The following is a 16,525-nucleotide window of genomic DNA, read 5'->3' as shown; positions in this document are numbered from 1 at the left end:
ATATTATATTAGGACGTGTCAACTATGGGAGGTATTAAATGAAAAAAGTACTTTTAGTGTTAATTACGCTGCTAATGGTATCAATTGCGGGTTGTGCATCAAAGGCACCTATAGCATCCCAACCCTCTGAATCTAGCCAAACACAAGGCCAGCAGAACCAGTCGGTTCAACCAACCCAGCCAAATCAACCGGCACAACCAGCAGTTCAGCCCAAGACCTGGAGTTCGCCGCCACCTATGCAAATTGACCAGAAAAAACCTTATCATGCTGTGATCCACACCAACCTCGGCGATATTAGTATTAAATTATTTTCAGGGGATACACCTAATACAGTTAATAACTTTGTATTCTTGGCTCGCAATCACTTTTACGACGGATTAAAATTTCACCGAGTGATGAAAACCTTTATGATTCAAACGGGTGATCCAAACGGGAACGGCACGGGTGGCCCAGGTTATAAATTTGCTGATGAGTTATCGTCTAAACATACTTACGCGCCTGGAGTAGTAGCAATGGCTAATGCCGGCGCAAATACGAATGGCAGTCAATTCTTTATCGGTTCGGGATCAGACGTTGCAAGTTTAAACCAAAACCCTGACTATACTATTTTCGGTCAGGTAGACGGTGGTATGGATGTAGTTGAGAAGATTGCTAGCGTCAGAGTTGGCCCCAGCACCTCAGGCGAAGTAAGTACGCCTCTTGAACCAGTTACTATGAAGACAGTAGAGATATTAGAAAAGTAGTGTTAATTGTAAATCGATGATCGCTTTGTCCACCTTACTGACGCTAATAACGTATTACCGGCCAAGGAGGATAAATTAATGTTAACTACTTTCGGTTTTCTTGATGTTCCTGAACTGAGTATCATTTTGGTTATTGCTTTAATCATTTTTGGCCCAGGTAAGCTTCCAGACATCGGAAAGTCTTTAGGCAAAGGGATCGCAGAGTTCAAAAAGGCTACTGACGGAAAATCTTCTGAAACGAAAGACGAACGGATCGAAAAGTAATCGTGACAAACAATAACAAGGCCGCCTGTTCAAAGTCAGGCGGCTTTATTGAATAGCACTTAAAGAAAAAATGCTCAGGCATATATTAGATTCTACGATGATCTGATGAATAGGGTTTATTATAAAATTTGTCGGACGGTTTTTTAGCGTTTTACAGGAAATTGGATCAATAAAATTGCCAAATATATTGCTTATATTGAGAATAACGACGAGGAGGCCTTCTAATTGTGAACGTTACCCTGGAGTGTATTCCTTGCTATATAAAGCAAACGATCAATACTTTAGCACAAACTGAAATCCATGAGGAGAAAGCGAGAGAAATCATCCATCAAACGCTGCCCCTCCTTCCTCGATTAGACCCGCAAGGAACTCCCGCTGAGAACTCGACCATTATTCTCAGAAAGGTCAATGAGCTGTTGGGAATCGAGGATCCATTTCATAGGGCTAAGAAGGAGTCCAATGAATTGGCTCTTAAACTCCTGCCCCAGTTAAAAGAGAGGATTCACCAAAGTACGGATCCACTCTTTATGTCTTTGCAAATCGCCGTTGCCGGGAATATTATCGATATGGGCATTCTGAAAGAGTTTGATGTTGAGGGGAGTATTCAGGAGGCCATGGAGAAGAGTTTTGCCCGGGATGACTACGCATCTTTCCTGCAAAGACTAAAAGAAGCCCGGGAGATATTAATTCTCGGAGATAACAGCGGGGAAATTGCTTTCGATAGGCTATTAGCAGAGCAACTATCCGAATTCGGGATCGAGGTAACATATGCAGTTAAGGACCGACCGATTTTGAATGATGCCACGATGGAAGATGCGACGTATGTAGGTATGACAGAGCATATACGCGTAATTTCTAATGGCAGCGGCTTTTTAGGGACAATTCTCAAAGACTGTTCGGAAGAATTTAAACAGGCCTATAAAAAGGCTGACATAGTGATCAGTAAAGGACAGGCTAATTATGAATCTTTAGAAGCGCTTGGCAAGGAGGATAGAAGGCTGTATTTCTTGCTGCGAGCTAAGTGTGAGATTGTAGCGGGAAATTTAGGGGTTGAACTTGGCGAAATGGTGTTTTGCTGCAGTTAACAGGCTTCATTTTTCAGTTGACGAAAACAAACAGGAGAAGTGAACAAACAATTGGATCTTTTATCATTTTAATAAGGTCTAGCGGTTAGAACTTTTCTTAACCGCTAGACCTTATTAAAATGGATGGTAGTTGAAACCAATCTTAATGGCTTCGATCGGCTTTTTTATGGCCTGCTCTCCTTCATTTCTTGGATTAGTTTCTGGATCGCTTTTTTTTCTATCCTTGAAACATACGAACGTGATATTCTAAGTGTATCGGCTACTTCTTGTTGTGAACGCTCCGGGCTGTTCGTCAAACCATATCTCATTTGAAGGACTTGGCGGCAAAGGGGCGGGAGTTTATCAACGCTTTCTAGCAAAATTCGGTGATCTTCCTCATTTATGATCTGATCAGGAATTGGTTTGAGATCGGCTTCCAGGCTGTCAATAATAGTTAGTTCGTTCCCACTATCATCTTCCCCGAGGGGCTTATAAAGGGACGTTTCAGATTTCCCTCTATCTTTACGATAGTTCATAAAAATCTCGTTCGTGATGCAGCGTGTCGCATAAGAACTTAGTTTGACTCCTATAGCAGGTTTGAAGGTATCGATCGCTTTGATTAGGCCAATCATTCCTATCGAGAACAGATCCTCGTTTTTTTCTTCCGTATCTCCAAATTTTTTAACAATATAGGCCACTAGACGCATGTTGTGTTCGATCAGCATGGTTCGGGCCTGTTCGACGTTAATGATTTCGTCTATCACGTCTAGATTTGAGTCTGAATCTGAATCTGAGTCAGTATGACCGCGCTGTAAGATTTGAAAGTAGCGTGTTTCATCTTCTTTACTCAGAGGGTGTGGAAATGAGTTATTGTTAATATATGAAACGAGTAGGGTCATCCCTTTGAGGACTGAGAGGGCAAAACTAGTCAGGAAAACTTCCATTAACATCAGTTTCACTCCTTTCGCATTGTGGTATAGTATGCGAAAGGAAAGAGGTTGGTGTTTGTCCAATTGAACGGTTCTTAATCGAAATAATAGAAACGAATGAATAAAGGGGGGGACGTTCAATGAGGGCCGTGTGTATAGATTTCGAAACAGCGAACGGTTTTATTGGAAGTGCATGCTCAGTGGGAATTGCAGTGATCGATGAGGGAAAGATAATCGATACCAAGTATTGGCTTATAAAACCACATATCGAGTATAGTTATTTTGATCCTTTTAATGTTATGATCCATGGAATCAAAGAGAAGGACGTCAAAGATGCTCCAGAATTTGATGTGATTTACGCCGAACTTAAGCCGTTCTTTGAAAATGCTTATGTTATTGCTCACAATGCCTCCTTTGACATGTCGGTATTGCGTCACGTTTTGGATTTGTACGACATCCCTTATCCTGAAGTAGAATATTTATGTACCTATAAAACGGCGCTCAAGACGTGGAGCGGTTTAGACAACTATAAACTTGATACAGTTTGTAAATTTATTAAGCACGAGTTTGTGCATCATAACGCCTTAGAAGATGCTACTGCTTGTGGCAATGTTTTATTGTCAGCTTTATCTGAAGGGGGAGTGTCATCTATAAAGGAGCTCGCTTCGCTTGTAGGAATGCGGCTTGGGAAATTATACGCTGGGGGATATAAACCCTGTAGTATATCGAAGAAAAAAGTAAAAGGCCTTATATCAAAGGATACTACGATCGCTGGATGATTGGCGGGGCTCAATATGGAATACATAAGCGGGGTTGTCGAGAGAATTACCTACGAAAATGAAGAGAATGGCTTTAGTGTCATTAAAATAAAGGCCAAGGGTTTTACAGACCTCGTAACGGTCGTGGGAAGTCTGGCGGCAGTGAATGTTGGCTCCATCATTCGACTTAAAGGTGAATGGAAGATGGACAGCAAGTTCGGGAAGTAGTTTACGGCGCAGGATTATCGTGAAACCCTTCCAGCAACGGTTGCAGGTATTCAAAAATACTTGGGAAGCGGACTTGTCAAGGGTATCGGGCCGGCTTACGCCAAGAGAATTGTTCAACATTTCCAAGAAGACACCTTGAGGGTCTTGGAGGAGGAAGCGGACTATTTAGTTAAAGTTGAGGGCATCGGACAAAAGCGAGTGGAGATGATCAAAAAAGCCTGGCAAGAGCAAAAGGAAATCAAAAATGTCATGCTTTTTTTTCAAAGCAAGGGTGTCTCCACGGCCTTTGCCGTAAAAATATATAAGACCTACGGAAATGAGAGCATCGAAATTGTCAAAACCAACCCCTATAGACTGGCGGATGACATCTGGGGCATCGGCTTTAAAACGGCGGATAAAATTGCTTTGCAGATGGGATTTGAGAAAAACTCCTTCGAACGTTGCCGTTCAGGGATTGTGTATGTCCTGAACGAACTTTCCAATGACGGACACTGCTATGGTACAAGGGAACAGCTGCTGGAAGAGGCGGAGAAAATCCTCGAGATTGAGAAATCACGGGTTAATTTAATGCTTGATCGGATGATCGAGGAAAAGGCCGTCATGCTCGATGAAGGGGAGGCTATCTTTTTACTGCCCTTTTATCACAGCGAACTGGGAATCGCGAACAGAATGAAGGCTATACTTTCGGTTGACACTCTCTACCCCTCTGCAAATGTGGAGGATATAGTTGAGCGGATCCAAAAGCAGTATGACATTAGGTACGACGAGGTGCAAAAGGATGCGGTAAAGACTGCAGCGGCTTCAAAATTCATGGTGCTTACGGGTGGTCCAGGAACAGGTAAAACAACAACTACTCTTGCGATTATCAAGGTGTTTGAATTACTGGGTGCTCGAGTATTACTGGCTGCCCCCACGGGCAGAGCCGCAAAAAGAATGTCAGAGACTACGGGGCTAGAGGCAAAAACCATTCACCGTTTACTAGAGTACAAGCCACCAGAGGGTTACAAAAAGAATGCCGAATATCCCCTGGAATGTGATGTGCTGATTATCGATGAGACGTCGATGGTCGATACCATCCTGATGTACAACCTTTTAAAAGCAGTAGCCAATGAAACCGTGGTCATCCTAGTGGGTGATGTTGATCAGCTGCCCTCGGTAGGCGCTGGCAATGTGCTAAACGATATTATCGACTCAGGTGTCGTCAACGTCGTTAAGCTCACAAGAATCTTTCGGCAGGCCCAGGGCAGTGCCATTATCACCAACGCCCATAAAATTAATCACGGGGACTTTCCAGACTTGAAGGGTCCACGGACGAGTGATTTCTTTTTCATTGAAGAAGATGAGCCAACCAAAGTAGTCCAAACGATTAAGGAGCTTTGTACAAGGAGGCTTCCTTCCTTTTACAAAGTGGATCCAATCAACGACATCCATGTGCTTTGCCCAATGCAACGGGGAGAAACAGGAGCGGTGAACCTCAATGTGGTTTTACAGGCGGCCCTCAATTCCTCCAGCATTTCTATAAAATATGGTGGCATGGTCTACAGACTAGGCGACAAGATCATGCAGATTAAAAACAATTACGATAAGAACGTTTTTAACGGAGATATTGGCAGCATCACCAACATCGACACTGAAGAACGTACTCTTGTCTTGAATTTTGATGGAACTTTCGTCGATTACGATGCTACAGAGCTTGACGAAGTCGTTTTGGCTTATGCCACCACAATTCATAAGAGCCAGGGCAGTGAATATAAGATCGTCGTTGCACCTTTAACGATGCAGCACTATGTGATGCTACAGAGAAATCTTCTCTACACTTGTGTCACTAGGGCGAAGAAGGTTTTTGTTCTAGTAGGTACCAAGAAGGCAGTTAGTATGTCAGTCCGCAATAATAAGACGTCGAAGAGGAATACCCGTTTGAGTGAGAGATTAGCCAACGCCAATCCTTAACGGGGCGGTTACATTGGGTTCAAGGGGGGGGCACGGATCCCAATATTTTTACGAACCTCTTGACGAAACCCATCATTCGGCATACACTTAATTTTGTACTGACTGGTCAGATTAATCGTAAGAAGGGTCGAGAGATGTTGGCTGATAAAGAAAAGGCGATATTTCAGGCTGCCATGCAAATTTTTGCTGCGGAAGGCTTTGAACGTGCGACAATGGATCACATTGCCCAACAGGCTAAGGTTGCAAAGGGCACACTGTTTTACCGCTATAAAAGTAAAGAGGACCTGTTTGTAAGTATGATTCAAAGTGCCGTTAACCAATTTCTTGATACCGCACGAGCAGCGATCACAGAAATTAAGGAACCGATTGCCAGACTCAAGAAAACGATCGAAATTCAGACGCAACTGTCCTTCGAATATCCGGAATTTGCTAAGCTTTTACTGAGCGAAGTCTGGGGAAAACAGGATCGCCAGCGAGAATTTCGGGCTGTTTTGCAAACATACCTAACCTTTCTGGAGGAGATTATCCATACGGGAATCGACGCGGGTGAAATCAGGCCGACGGATCCGACGTTACTTGCCAGCTCAATTTTTGGAATGACGGCGGCAGCAAGTTTGCATATCTTGCTTTCTGAAAAACCCGTTGATCTCACACAGACGGTCGCTGAAATACAGGACTATTGGCTGAAGGGAATCTCCATGCCATAACCTGTGTTTTAATTGGGTTCTTATTTAAATGAATAGTCTCGTCGACTGCTTAAAGAGAAGCAGTTATTTTTTCAAAATCAATTTGACTGACCGGTCAAACTAAATGTAGTGACCTATTATAAAGTGTCAGATACTAAGTAAGAAATGGAGGATCACGAGATGTCGGTTACTTGTCAGAATGTCACGTTGAAGCACAAAAAACAGACCATGATTGAAAACTTTACGCTTGAGCTGAAGGGTGGAAAGCTTACCGCGTTCTATGGTCCGACTGGAAGCGGCAAAACCGCCTTATTGCTTATGCTAGCAGGGCTGATGAAACCAACTTCTGGAGAGATCATCGTCGATGGGATCCATGTGACTAAAAGTCCGCGCAAAGCACGTCAATCGGTGGGGCTCGGTGTCATTCCCCAGTTTAGCCCACTATTATCGAAACTGAATCTGGAAGAGAATCTTCTCTTGCAGGCCAAGACATTAAAGGTTAGTAAGCCGAAAGACCGGGTTAAGGATGTACTCCATGAGTTGGGACTGGAGCGTTATGCAAGGGTTCTGACAGACGACCTCCCAGCTTTGGTCAGTGCCCAAGCGAGCCTGGCACTGGCCCTACTGAATGAATCGCCGACTCTTCTACTCGATGAGCCGGAATACCGGTTGACAACCGAAGAGACAGAGACTCTCTGGAGCCATTTTCTGGACCTCAGAAACCAAGACAAAACCATCATAATATCAACCCGCTCTCAAGAGGTTGCAGCCAAATGTGATCAGGTCATTCTAATTCCTCAGGGAAAGGAGGTGGAGCAGCATGCGACCGAGCCAACTCGTTGGTCTGGAGCTGAAACGGCTCTCGCGTAATCGCTTTGCGGCCTTAGCTGCCGTTGTCATTATGCTGATTCCGCTGCTGTATAGTTCGCTCTATCTTTACGCTTTTTGGGATCCTTATGAACATCTAGAACGTATGCACGTGGCGATTGTCAATCAGGATGTTCCTGCTGCCCGCCAGGAGCAAACGGTGAAGGCTGGACAGGAACTCGTCGCTAAACTTAAGGACGATTCGTCAGTCGGCTGGAAATTTACGACTCAGGAGGATGCTTTTGCAGGGTTAAACACCTCCAAGTACGATCTAGCTGTCGTTATTCCCAAAGATTTTTCGCAATCGATTCTTAACACGACTAAAGATTCCGCAACGGGTCAAGCGGCACCGAAAGCTAAACTCTTATACTATTCTAATCCGAGTAAGAATTATTTGGCCGAACAGATTGGTAACAAAGTCATCGCTAAGTTACAAGAGGATCTTAATGGACAAATCGCTGGTAACTTTTTAGAGAATGTGTTCGGTAACCTCGATGACATGAAGATTAATTTGCAAGTAGCAACGGATGGGTCGAAGGAGTTATCTCAAGGGATTGACAAAGCCTATGGTGGGAGCGGCCAAATTACTCAGCATCTTCAGGAGGCGGCTTCTGGTAGTCAAACGCTCAATGATGGAGTGAAGGCCTTGAAAGATGGGAGCCAGAAAGTCGCTCAAGGCAACGCTGACCTCGAGGAAGGATCCGTTCAACTTCATGCTGGGTCCGTCACGGTCCAGGATGGGGTCAATCAGGCCTATAATGGCTCTGTGAAATTAGCTGACGGCTCAGATGAATTGGTCAAAGGCCTCAATCAAGCGAATACTTCCTTGCAGGATGCAGCCGTGGGATCTGCTAAACTCTACGATGGCCTAAAGTCAGGTTACGAGGGATCAATTGACCTTAAGGCAGGGCTTAGCAAGGCCTATAATGGATCATTGCAAGTAGAAGACGGAAGCACACAAATTAACGGTGGTTTAGTGCAAATGCAAAGTCAGCTCAATCATCCGACTCAAGGGGTTCCTGCCTTGATCGCTGGGACTGACCAAGCGGTGAAGGCAACGGGTGAACAGGGTTCCTTGCTCCTAGGCGTGCTCAAGCTTCACGCGACTTTGAGTCAGCAACTGACGCCGGGGGTGCAAAGTGCCCGTGGTGGATTAGCTCAAATTAATCCAGTGCTTCAAGCGACACAGGGTAATCTGTCCACGGCTTTAGCCAGTTTGGAAGCGTTGAACAGTACAGATCCAGCTGTTTTGGAGGCGATCGATCAGATCCAAAAGGCTCAAGCCAATGTCGCTCCGCAGAGTGGTATGATCGCGCAAATCACCAGTCAGGTTGATTCAGGTTTAGCCCTGGTATCCGGTGGCATCGCGGCCGTGGACGCTGGTCTCTATAATCCCCAGGATGATCTTCAAAAACCTCAAACGATCTGGGGTGGAGTTAAGGCCCTTAATGTTGGGTTAACGACTCTGGACCAAGGGTTACAGCAACTGCTAAAAGGCAGCAACGATGCGCTGGATCAGCTCGTCCCAGGATCGGCTCGCTTGAAATCGGGGTCAACGGATCTGACAAGTGGACTTGCAGCGGCATATTCAGGTTCCTCCACCTTAACGGAGGGACTTCATGATTTGACGACTGGAGGTTCGGAACTTTCCTCTGGACTTGTCAATGGAGCGTCCGCTTTCCCAGGCCTTGTAGAGGGTGGTCAATCCCTCCAAAAGGGGCTTAACCAGTTGAAGTCGGGGTTTAAGGACTTAAGCGATGGCATGAATACTTTTGTCGGTAAACTCGGTGACTTGGTGAGCGGTGCGAAAACCTTGGCTGATGGTTCGAAGTCCTTAGAAGATGGGATGAACCAGACAGCTGTTGGTTCCGAGTCCTTACTCCAGGGGATTGTCGCTTTGCATGACGGAAGTGCATCCCTAACAGACGGCCTTAGTCAAGCACGGACGGGAAGCCTCGACCTCCACAACGGGCTTCAGGATGGCGTCGCTCAACTTCAGAAGGACTTGCCAAACCACCCTGACACGGTATCAAAGGCCATGGGGCAACCGGTTCAGGTAGATGAGACGCAAATCCATCCTGTAAAAAATTATGGCACGGGTTTTGCCCCCTACTTTGTACCGCTATCCCTTTGGGTAGGCGCCTTGATGCTCTTTTTCCTCGTAGGTCTTAAGGAAAATAGCCTGCGAGCATCCGGTGTCTCGAAGATTAGAATTCTGTTTGGGAAGTATCTTACTGTAGCCCTGTTCGGCTCCGCCCAAGCGATCATTTCTTCCTTTGTTCTCATTACGATCTTAGGACTTCAGCCACAAAACATTCTCGCGTTTTACGGATTTAACATCTTGCAGTCGCTCGCATACTCAGCCATTATCTTCATGCTGGTCGAGCTGTTTGACATGGCCGGTCGGTTCGTAGCGATTGTACTATTGATGCTCCAATTGACCTCTGGTGGGGGAACGTATCCTGTCTTTTTAGTTCCGAAGTTCTTCCAAGCAATTCACCCCTATCTTCCGATGACCTATGGTATTGCAGCACTGCGTCAGATCATTTCTGGCAGCGCGGAGATCCCGCTTCATACATCGGTGCTGATGTTGATCGGCTTTGGTGTTGGAGCCTTGCTTATCGCGATTCTGTTAACTCCGAAATGGCTAGGGATTAAGGATTTGCATCCGCAACCGCAACTTGGAGCTTAAGGAATGCGTAGAGCACAGTAGGTGATATAAAAAGAAATAGCCAATGACTCCCGAAGCATCGGGAGTCATTGGCTATTTACCTTGTTAATGGCGTGGGTTATTATTGCTTTATTCCAAATTAAGCCGTTTACTCAAAATGAAATTCGTTATGGCGAAGTAAGCTGCACATAGAAGTCCGACAAAAAGGATTCCTAAACCAATCGCCAGCTGAATTACTGATTGACTACTAACGAAACCCATGGTAGAGAGATGGATATTGGCAAAATGAGCCGATCTAAAGCTTGAGCTTATCAGTCCAAAATAGATTTGGGAAAGAGCATTGAGGCCAACAAAGGCACCGAAAGATGCCAACATTTTATGCCGGTTGAAGAGATGTCCGAGGGCAACCGAAGCATAAATGATCAAAATGCCTGAAGCCAGAAATAAAAGAACTACCAGAATCATCTCAAACGTCAAAGGGTATGCCCAAGCGCCCAATTGTTCAATAACTTTATTATGAGCAGTTGCCAATCCTTTGACGATCTCAGTGACTGCCCCTTTTTTGTAAGCGATTATCAGAATGGAAATCATGGCGATGATGACACTGGTAACCATCCAGAGCATGGACACTAGAAGTTTACTAACAATGTGTTTCCAGGGCTTTACGGGTAGTGTATGCATTAAATAGCCCTCATCGGAAAGCAGATTCTTATGAAAGCGTTGAATCATCATAATAAAGGTCATAACGAACATTCCCACCATAATAACGGTATAGATGGCCTTGCTAATCATTGCGATAGTATCAAATTTCTCTGGACCTAAAGGAGAAATTAATCTTGTGATTCCTGCGAACAACAGCAAAGCGAGGAATAACGGTAGAAAGATTCGTCCGGTAGCTTTTAGTTCATACTTTAAAAGCTTGTTTAACATTTAAACACCTCCCTGAATAAAGCATCGACAGATTTTCCCTTTTCGCCTCGGATATCATCCACAGAAGAGGTCAAAACTACTTGGCCTTGATTGATAAAAATCACATAATCCAAAATATTTTCTATATCTGAAATGAGGTGGGTCGAGATAATCACAGTTGCATTTTCATTGTAATTATTAAGAATAGTTTTCAAAATATAATCTCTTGCTGCCGGATCTACTCCGCCTATAGGCTCATCCAAGAGATAAAGTTCTGCTTCACGGCTCATGACAAGAATTAACTGCACCTTTTCCTTCGTTCCCTTGGACATGGTTTTCAGTCGGTCATTAGCATTGATATTGAGGCTTTTAAGCATGTCGAAGGCCTTCTCTGGTTTAAAATCATCATAGAAATCGGAGAAGAAATCAATAATTTGGTGTACGCGCATCCAATCATTCAAATAAGTTCTTTCTGGGAGGTAGGATACAATACTCTTCGTCTCGATGCCGGGTTTCTTACCTCCAATGAGAATAGTTCCACAGGTGGGAGTCAAGAGTTTGTTCGCAAGCTTGATGAGGGTGCTTTTTCCGCTGCCATTAGGCCCCAGAAGCCCTACGATTTGCCCGCGCGCTATCTTTAGATCAACGGAAGATACGGCTACTTTGCTTCCAAACTTTTTTGTAAGGCCGTTGCATTCTAAAATAGTGCTCATTCCTTCATCTCCTTTACCATGTTATTAATAATGGTTAAGATATCCTTTTGCTCAAAGCCTAGCATTTGCATTTTTTCCAGGAATTCCGAGATTTGCTCCTGAGCCAATTTGGTTTTTGCCCCTTCAATCATACGTGTATCCTCCGTAATCGATCGACCGCTTGTGCGGTGTGTAATGATGAGACCATCTTCCTCCAATTTCACCAGAGCCTTCTGCATGGTATTGGGATTTACTGCGGCCTCTTGAGCCATATCCCGTACCGAAGGCAGTTTGGACCCCGGGGGATAGACACCGGAGACTATCATCAGCTCAATTTGTTCAATCAGCTGAGTGTAAATAGGTCTGTCAGATTTTAATTTCCATGGCATTTGATTCACCTCTTGTATTATTGTATTAACAACTTAACACAATAATACATCGTTCATAGTCATTGTCAAGTACATTAACAGTAATCTAACGCGAAATTATCGCACAAAGGTAGCTGGACGAGGTAAGGAAGCTAATGATCAAATTACAATGCCCAACCTTACTGAATAATGGCTTTGGTGACCTAGAATTGAAAGTATTGGAGATAAACATATACCTGGGTTCATAATGTTAAAAATACCCAAGCTGTCATTGCCATAGGATGACAATGACAGCTTGGGTATTTTACGACTTTGCAATGAACCGGACTCTGCAGAAATGTATCATTGATCATAACCTCATGTAACTACACTTGGATTGAACAAAGAGTATAAGCTGGATGATCCGAATGCCCAATGGTACGATTATGACGAATACTAGGGTAGGTTGCATCAGATGGGACCAGAACTAGATAAACTGATCGAGTAGTTTAATGAGAAACTGGTTTACCAAAATAAGTAATTGGCCGCTCAAAGAGGATAGCCTAAAGGGGAACGGGGTAAAATTTACCCGTTCCCCTTTTTAGACTATCCTTTAATTGAACAATCATAGTCTCCTTCATTAGACAAATTCCATAATTCTTTCATAAGAACTTTTAGTATCCTCATATCCTTGGTCAAGCAGTTTGCGAAGCTTTTGAGGATCTTTTTCCAATCGACCGACCTCCAATTCTTTTGTAGGTCTTATGACAATCGCCTTACCTTCGCTTTCAAGTTCTTCAATATAATCCAGGGTTTTATTATAATTCTTATAGCGGTTTAGCATGGTTTCAATTAATAGGGGGTAATTTCTATAGTTTAGTTTTAGTAAAACATTAAATTTCCCGGGACGCTTTCTATAGCCTTTGTTTCTCGTTAAAACAATTACATTCTTGGTATTTCCATCTTGAATGGATTTTCTAATGGGTATGGAATCGGAAAGTCCACCATCTAATAGTTCATAACCTCTATAATTCACAATTGGCGAGATCATTGGCAGAGAAGCGGACGCCCTTAAAGCTTGGAACTGCTCACCTAAATCGTCCTTATTCAGATAAATCGGCTTACCCGATCGACAATCAGTTGCTCCGACCAAAAAAACACCGGGAGACTTATAAAAGGTCTCAAAATCAAATGAAACATGCTTGTTGGGAATTTCATCAAAAATGAAATCCATACCAAAGTATGATTTGCCCAAGATTAAATTTCTTAAACTCATATACCGCCAGTCCTTAACGAACCCGATAATGACCTTTTCATTTCGCCTCTGTTGCCTCGAAATATACGAAGCAGCATTACATGCTCCGGCAGATACTCCTATTACATAATTGAAATATAAATCTTTTTCCATAAAGTACTCCAAGACACCGCAGGTATATAGCCCCCTCATACCTCCGCCTTCGAGTACAAGCCCTACATTTTCCACATGAACACCCCATTATTTTTATCCTCTCCTAAAAGAGAAGTAGGCAATAATATGAAGCCATCTTTCATTTAAAACTATATCATGGCAACTTTTAACATACAACCATAGGTAGGACTAGTATTCAGTGGAGATTCCAGCTGTCATTTCTGAAACATTGGACTGTTAAACTCGTTGAGTTCTGACAGTTTTTGATTTTTAAGCATTATGAAGGAATTCGAGGGCCCTAACACTTTGTCCTTGTAGTGTGGTTTCAATTCCCATTGACCCTATTACCTTGGGGGGGTATAATAGTGTGTGTTATGTAGAAAGGCTTGTGGCGACCGGAAATCACACTAGCTTAAAATTATACACTAATACTATTTTAGCATTTTTGGAGGAATATTTACGATGAAAAAGGTACTCATTGTTGGTGGAGTAGCAGGGGGCGCCTCCGCTGCTACACGACTCAGAAGACTTGATGAAAAAGCTCAGATAATAATGTTTGAAAGAGATGAATATATTTCTTTTGCCAACTGCGGCCTTCCGTATTACATTGGTGAAACCATAAAAGACAGAGACAAACTTCTCGTACAGACTCCTGAGGCAATGAAAGAAAGGTTTAACATCGATGTGAGGGTTAATAGTGAAGTTGTTGGTATCGACATAGAAAAGAAAAAGGTTACTGTCAGAAGTAGAGATAAAGGCGTTTATGATGAAACCTATGATTCATTAATTTTGGCACCAGGAGCCAAAGCACTTCGCCCAAATATCCCGGGGATAGGCAATTCTAAGATATTTACATTGAGAAGTATTCCGGACACAGATAGTGTAAAATCCTACATTGATCAAAAGGGCATCAATAGCGCCATAGTTATTGGTGGAGGTTTCGTAGGGGTCGAAATGGCAGAGAACCTTATAGAAAGAGGTCTGAAAGTAACTTTAGTCGAAGCTGCGCCTCATGTCCTAGCTCCTTTTGATTCAGACATGGTGGTTATAGCCGAAAAGGAATTAGTGGAAAATGGCGTAGATATCATATTAGGAGATGGTGTAAAAGCTTTTAATGAGGTCGGAAGCCAAATCGAAGTCGCGTTGAGTAGTGGAAAGACGGTTGCCGCCGATCTAGTCATCCTTGCAATCGGGGTAGCGCCTGAAACCTCCTTCCTAAAAGACTCGGGATTAGTGTTAGGGACTAAAGGTCATATAGTCGTTGACGAACGAATGCAGACCAATGCAAAAGGTATTTATGCTGTAGGAGATGCAATAGAAGTAGTCGACTTTATTACTCAACAAAAAACCGCTATCCCTCTGGCGGGACCAGCAAATAAGCAAGGAAGAATAGCTGCTGATAACATTGCAGGCTTGAATTCGATTTATAAGGGCACTCAAGGAACATCAATCATTAAAGTCTTCAGTTTAACGGCGGCAAGTACAGGGGCAAATGAAAGAACCCTGCAAAAAGCAAATATCCCTTATCAGATAGTATACGTTCACCCTGTGGCTCATGCGTCCTATTACCCTGCAGCCTTACAGATGTCATTAAAACTAATTTTTGATGATGGAGGCCGAGTGCTAGGAGCCCAGGGAATAGGTTACGATGGCGTCGACAAACGAATTGATGTTATTGCTACAGTGATTAGACTAAAAGGCACTGTGGACGACTTAGCTGAATTAGAACTAGCCTATGCTCCTCCTTTCTCATCAGCAAAAGACCCTGTTAATATGGCCGGTTTTTCGGCTCAAAACGTACTAGCAGGAAGAACTCATGTGGTGGCGTGGAAAGACATCGAGTGGACCAAAGTTGAGGATTCAATTCTTCTGGATGTACGAACTGAGGAGGAATTTAACAATGGACACTTACAGGGTTCAATCAACATTCCTTTGGATAGCTTAAGGGATAGAATGGGCGAGTTAGATAGGAATAAAAAAATAGTAGAGTACTGCCAAGTAGGCTTAAGGGGATATATAGCGGATAGGATACTGAGTCAAAATGGCTACAGCGTACTCAATGTTACTGGAGGCTATAAAACTGCCTCGATTCTAGGATTCGATCCTCGAAAGTCTAGCGACGTGAATCTGCAATTCAATTTAGGACCAGGTGGGGTGGGGGATTTTGATAAAAACATTGATGCCTGCGGGCTGTGCTGTCCGGGGCCATTAATGCAAGTTAAGGCTGCTATCGACGATTTGGAGCAGGGCCAAATACTCAAAATTTCGGCATCGGATCCGGGCTTTTATGAGGATATTAAAGCTTGGTGTAAAAGAACCAATAATCAACTCATAGACGTTTCGAAGGACGGAGGTATTATCACAGCTTTCATTAGAAAAGATGCTAAAAAGGATTCAGTGAAGCAAGAGTCGGGAGAAGCTACATTAAAAGATAATAAGACAATTGTTGTCTTTAGCGGAGATTTAGACAAAGCCATTGCCTCTTTCATAATCGCAAATGGAGCTGCGTCAATGGGCAGGAAAGTTACCATGTTTTTCACCTTCTGGGGATTAAATATTTTGCGTAAGCACGAAAAACTCAGCGTTAAAAAAGGTTTTATCGATAAAATGTTTGGCATGATGATGCCAAGGGGAAGCAGGCGGCTTAAAATGTCTAACATGAATATGTTGGGTATGGGAGGGAAACTGATTAGAAAAGTCATGAAGGACAAGAATGTTTCTTCTCTCGAAGAGCTAATTCATGCTGCCATGAGCAATGGAGTAGAGGTAGTGGCCTGCCAAATGTCAATGGATGTAATGGGTCTAAAACAGGAGGAGTTACTTGACGGCATTAAAATTGGAGGAGTTGGCTATTACTTGGGAGAAGCCGAGGATTCCAATGTTAATTTGTTCATTTAGATTTCTCGGGGAAAATGGTTTGCCGTTAAAACAGCATTTTTTTAGCACTTCCTTAGCAAAATAAATAATTGTATATTATCTCTGATAATGTGCTAAAATTTTGCTATTTCC

General features: G+C 43.4%; 13 protein-coding genes and 1 pseudogene. 9 read left to right on the top strand and 5 right to left on the bottom strand.

Going from position 1 to position 16,525, the window contains the following annotated elements; translation table 11 throughout:
- Positions 1-38: 38 nt before the first annotated feature.
- The 3 genes from E4K68_RS17600 to E4K68_RS17590 all read left to right on the top strand — a co-directional run bounded on the left by E4K68_RS17600 (position 39) and on the right by E4K68_RS17590 (position 2,092).
- Entirely contained in the window at positions 39-743 is a 705-nt protein-coding gene (locus tag E4K68_RS17600) for a peptidylprolyl isomerase (RefSeq protein WP_135380224.1), read from the top strand.
- A 78-nt stretch (positions 744-821) separates the two neighbouring features.
- Positions 822-1,007, top strand: coding sequence for a twin-arginine translocase TatA/TatE family subunit (gene tatA / locus E4K68_RS17595; protein ID WP_135380223.1), 186 nt, complete (start codon positions 822-824; stop codon positions 1,005-1,007).
- Positions 1,008-1,234: 227 nt separating this feature from the next.
- Positions 1,235-2,092 carry an ARMT1-like domain-containing protein gene (locus E4K68_RS17590; RefSeq protein WP_135380222.1) on the top strand — a complete coding sequence of 286 codons (858 nt, stop codon included), beginning with the start codon at positions 1,235-1,237 and terminating at the stop codon, positions 2,090-2,092.
- Between the two features lie 164 nt (positions 2,093-2,256).
- Here the strand turns inward: E4K68_RS17590 and sigK are convergent, their stop codons facing one another.
- Positions 2,257-3,021: an RNA polymerase sporulation sigma factor SigK gene (sigK, locus tag E4K68_RS17585; protein ID WP_135380221.1), complete on the bottom strand. Its 765-nt coding sequence runs from the start codon at positions 3,019-3,021 to the stop codon at positions 2,257-2,259.
- 119 nt (positions 3,022-3,140) lie between these two features.
- Between sigK and E4K68_RS17580 the strand changes: the two genes are divergently transcribed.
- The 5 genes and pseudogenes from E4K68_RS17580 (at position 3,141) to E4K68_RS17560 (ending at position 10,181) form a co-directional block, all read left to right on the top strand.
- Positions 3,141-3,779 (top strand): 3'-5' exonuclease, encoded by a 639-nt coding sequence (locus E4K68_RS17580; RefSeq protein ID WP_135380220.1) that lies wholly within the window; start codon positions 3,141-3,143, stop codon positions 3,777-3,779.
- A 15-nt stretch (positions 3,780-3,794) separates the two neighbouring features.
- Positions 3,795-5,936 (top strand): annotated as a pseudogene (locus E4K68_RS17575) (ATP-dependent RecD-like DNA helicase).
- Between the two features lie 134 nt (positions 5,937-6,070).
- Positions 6,071-6,643, top strand: coding sequence for a TetR/AcrR family transcriptional regulator (locus tag E4K68_RS17570; RefSeq protein WP_135380219.1), 573 nt, complete (start codon positions 6,071-6,073; stop codon positions 6,641-6,643).
- Positions 6,644-6,802: 159 nt separating this feature from the next.
- Complete coding sequence (locus E4K68_RS17565) at positions 6,803-7,492, top strand: ATP-binding cassette domain-containing protein (RefSeq protein WP_158291459.1); 690 nt, start codon at positions 6,803-6,805, stop codon at positions 7,490-7,492.
- Entirely contained in the window at positions 7,443-10,181 is a 2,739-nt protein-coding gene (locus tag E4K68_RS17560) for a YhgE/Pip domain-containing protein (RefSeq protein ID WP_135380217.1), read from the top strand. Before E4K68_RS17565 ends, E4K68_RS17560 begins: the two co-directional genes overlap by 50 nt.
- Before the next feature lie 108 nt (positions 10,182-10,289).
- On the opposite strand, the gene E4K68_RS17555 is transcribed toward E4K68_RS17560, so the two are convergent.
- From E4K68_RS17555 to E4K68_RS17535, 4 genes are all read right to left on the bottom strand, one after another.
- Positions 10,290-11,090: a hypothetical protein gene (locus tag E4K68_RS17555; RefSeq protein ID WP_135380216.1), complete on the bottom strand. Its 801-nt coding sequence runs from the start codon at positions 11,088-11,090 to the stop codon at positions 10,290-10,292.
- Positions 11,084-11,782: an ABC transporter ATP-binding protein gene (locus E4K68_RS17550; protein ID WP_135380215.1), complete on the bottom strand. Its 699-nt coding sequence runs from the start codon at positions 11,780-11,782 to the stop codon at positions 11,084-11,086. Before E4K68_RS17550 ends, E4K68_RS17555 begins: the two co-directional genes overlap by 7 nt.
- On the bottom strand, positions 11,779-12,150 hold the full coding sequence (locus tag E4K68_RS17545) for a GntR family transcriptional regulator (RefSeq protein ID WP_135380214.1): 372 nt from the start codon (positions 12,148-12,150) through the stop codon (positions 11,779-11,781). Before E4K68_RS17545 ends, E4K68_RS17550 begins: the two co-directional genes overlap by 4 nt.
- A 598-nt stretch (positions 12,151-12,748) precedes the next feature.
- Positions 12,749-13,591, bottom strand: coding sequence for a patatin family protein (locus E4K68_RS17535; RefSeq protein ID WP_135380213.1), 843 nt, complete (start codon positions 13,589-13,591; stop codon positions 12,749-12,751).
- A gap of 387 nt (positions 13,592-13,978) precedes the next feature.
- Here E4K68_RS17535 and E4K68_RS17530 point away from each other — a divergent pair, with 387 nt between their 5' ends.
- On the top strand, positions 13,979-16,414 hold the full coding sequence (locus tag E4K68_RS17530; protein WP_135380212.1) for a DsrE/DsrF/DrsH-like family protein: 2,436 nt from the start codon (positions 13,979-13,981) through the stop codon (positions 16,412-16,414).
- Positions 16,415-16,525: the final 111 nt, after the last annotated feature.

This window comes from Desulfosporosinus sp. Sb-LF (genome assembly GCF_004766055.1).
Lineage (GTDB): Bacteria > Bacillota > Desulfitobacteriia > Desulfitobacteriales > Desulfitobacteriaceae > Desulfosporosinus.
This window is presented reverse-complemented; position numbering and strand designations above follow the sequence as displayed.

What these genes read in the sequence shown, in the direction of transcription:
- E4K68_RS17600 (WP_135380224.1), top strand. Translation starts at nt 39, where the DNA reads ATGAAAAAAGTACTTTTAGTGTTAATTACGCTGCTAATGGTATCAATT.
- tatA (WP_135380223.1), top strand. Translation starts at nt 822, where the DNA reads ATGTTAACTACTTTCGGTTTTCTTGATGTTCCTGAACTGAGTATCATT.
- E4K68_RS17570 (WP_135380219.1), top strand. Translation starts at nt 6,071, where the DNA reads ATGTTGGCTGATAAAGAAAAGGCGATATTTCAGGCTGCCATGCAAATT.
- sigK (WP_135380221.1), bottom strand. Translation starts at nt 3,021, where the DNA reads ATGTTAATGGAAGTTTTCCTGACTAGTTTTGCCCTCTCAGTCCTCAAA.
- E4K68_RS17550 (WP_135380215.1), bottom strand. Translation starts at nt 11,782, where the DNA reads ATGAGCACTATTTTAGAATGCAACGGCCTTACAAAAAAGTTTGGAAGC.
- E4K68_RS17545 (WP_135380214.1), bottom strand. Translation starts at nt 12,150, where the DNA reads ATGCCATGGAAATTAAAATCTGACAGACCTATTTACACTCAGCTGATT.
- E4K68_RS17560 (WP_135380217.1), top strand. Translation starts at nt 7,443, where the DNA reads ATGCGACCGAGCCAACTCGTTGGTCTGGAGCTGAAACGGCTCTCGCGT.
- E4K68_RS17555 (WP_135380216.1), bottom strand. Translation starts at nt 11,090, where the DNA reads ATGTTAAACAAGCTTTTAAAGTATGAACTAAAAGCTACCGGACGAATC.
- E4K68_RS17580 (WP_135380220.1), top strand. Translation starts at nt 3,141, where the DNA reads ATGAGGGCCGTGTGTATAGATTTCGAAACAGCGAACGGTTTTATTGGA.
- E4K68_RS17530 (WP_135380212.1), top strand. Translation starts at nt 13,979, where the DNA reads ATGAAAAAGGTACTCATTGTTGGTGGAGTAGCAGGGGGCGCCTCCGCT.
- E4K68_RS17565 (WP_158291459.1), top strand. Translation starts at nt 6,803, where the DNA reads ATGTCGGTTACTTGTCAGAATGTCACGTTGAAGCACAAAAAACAGACC.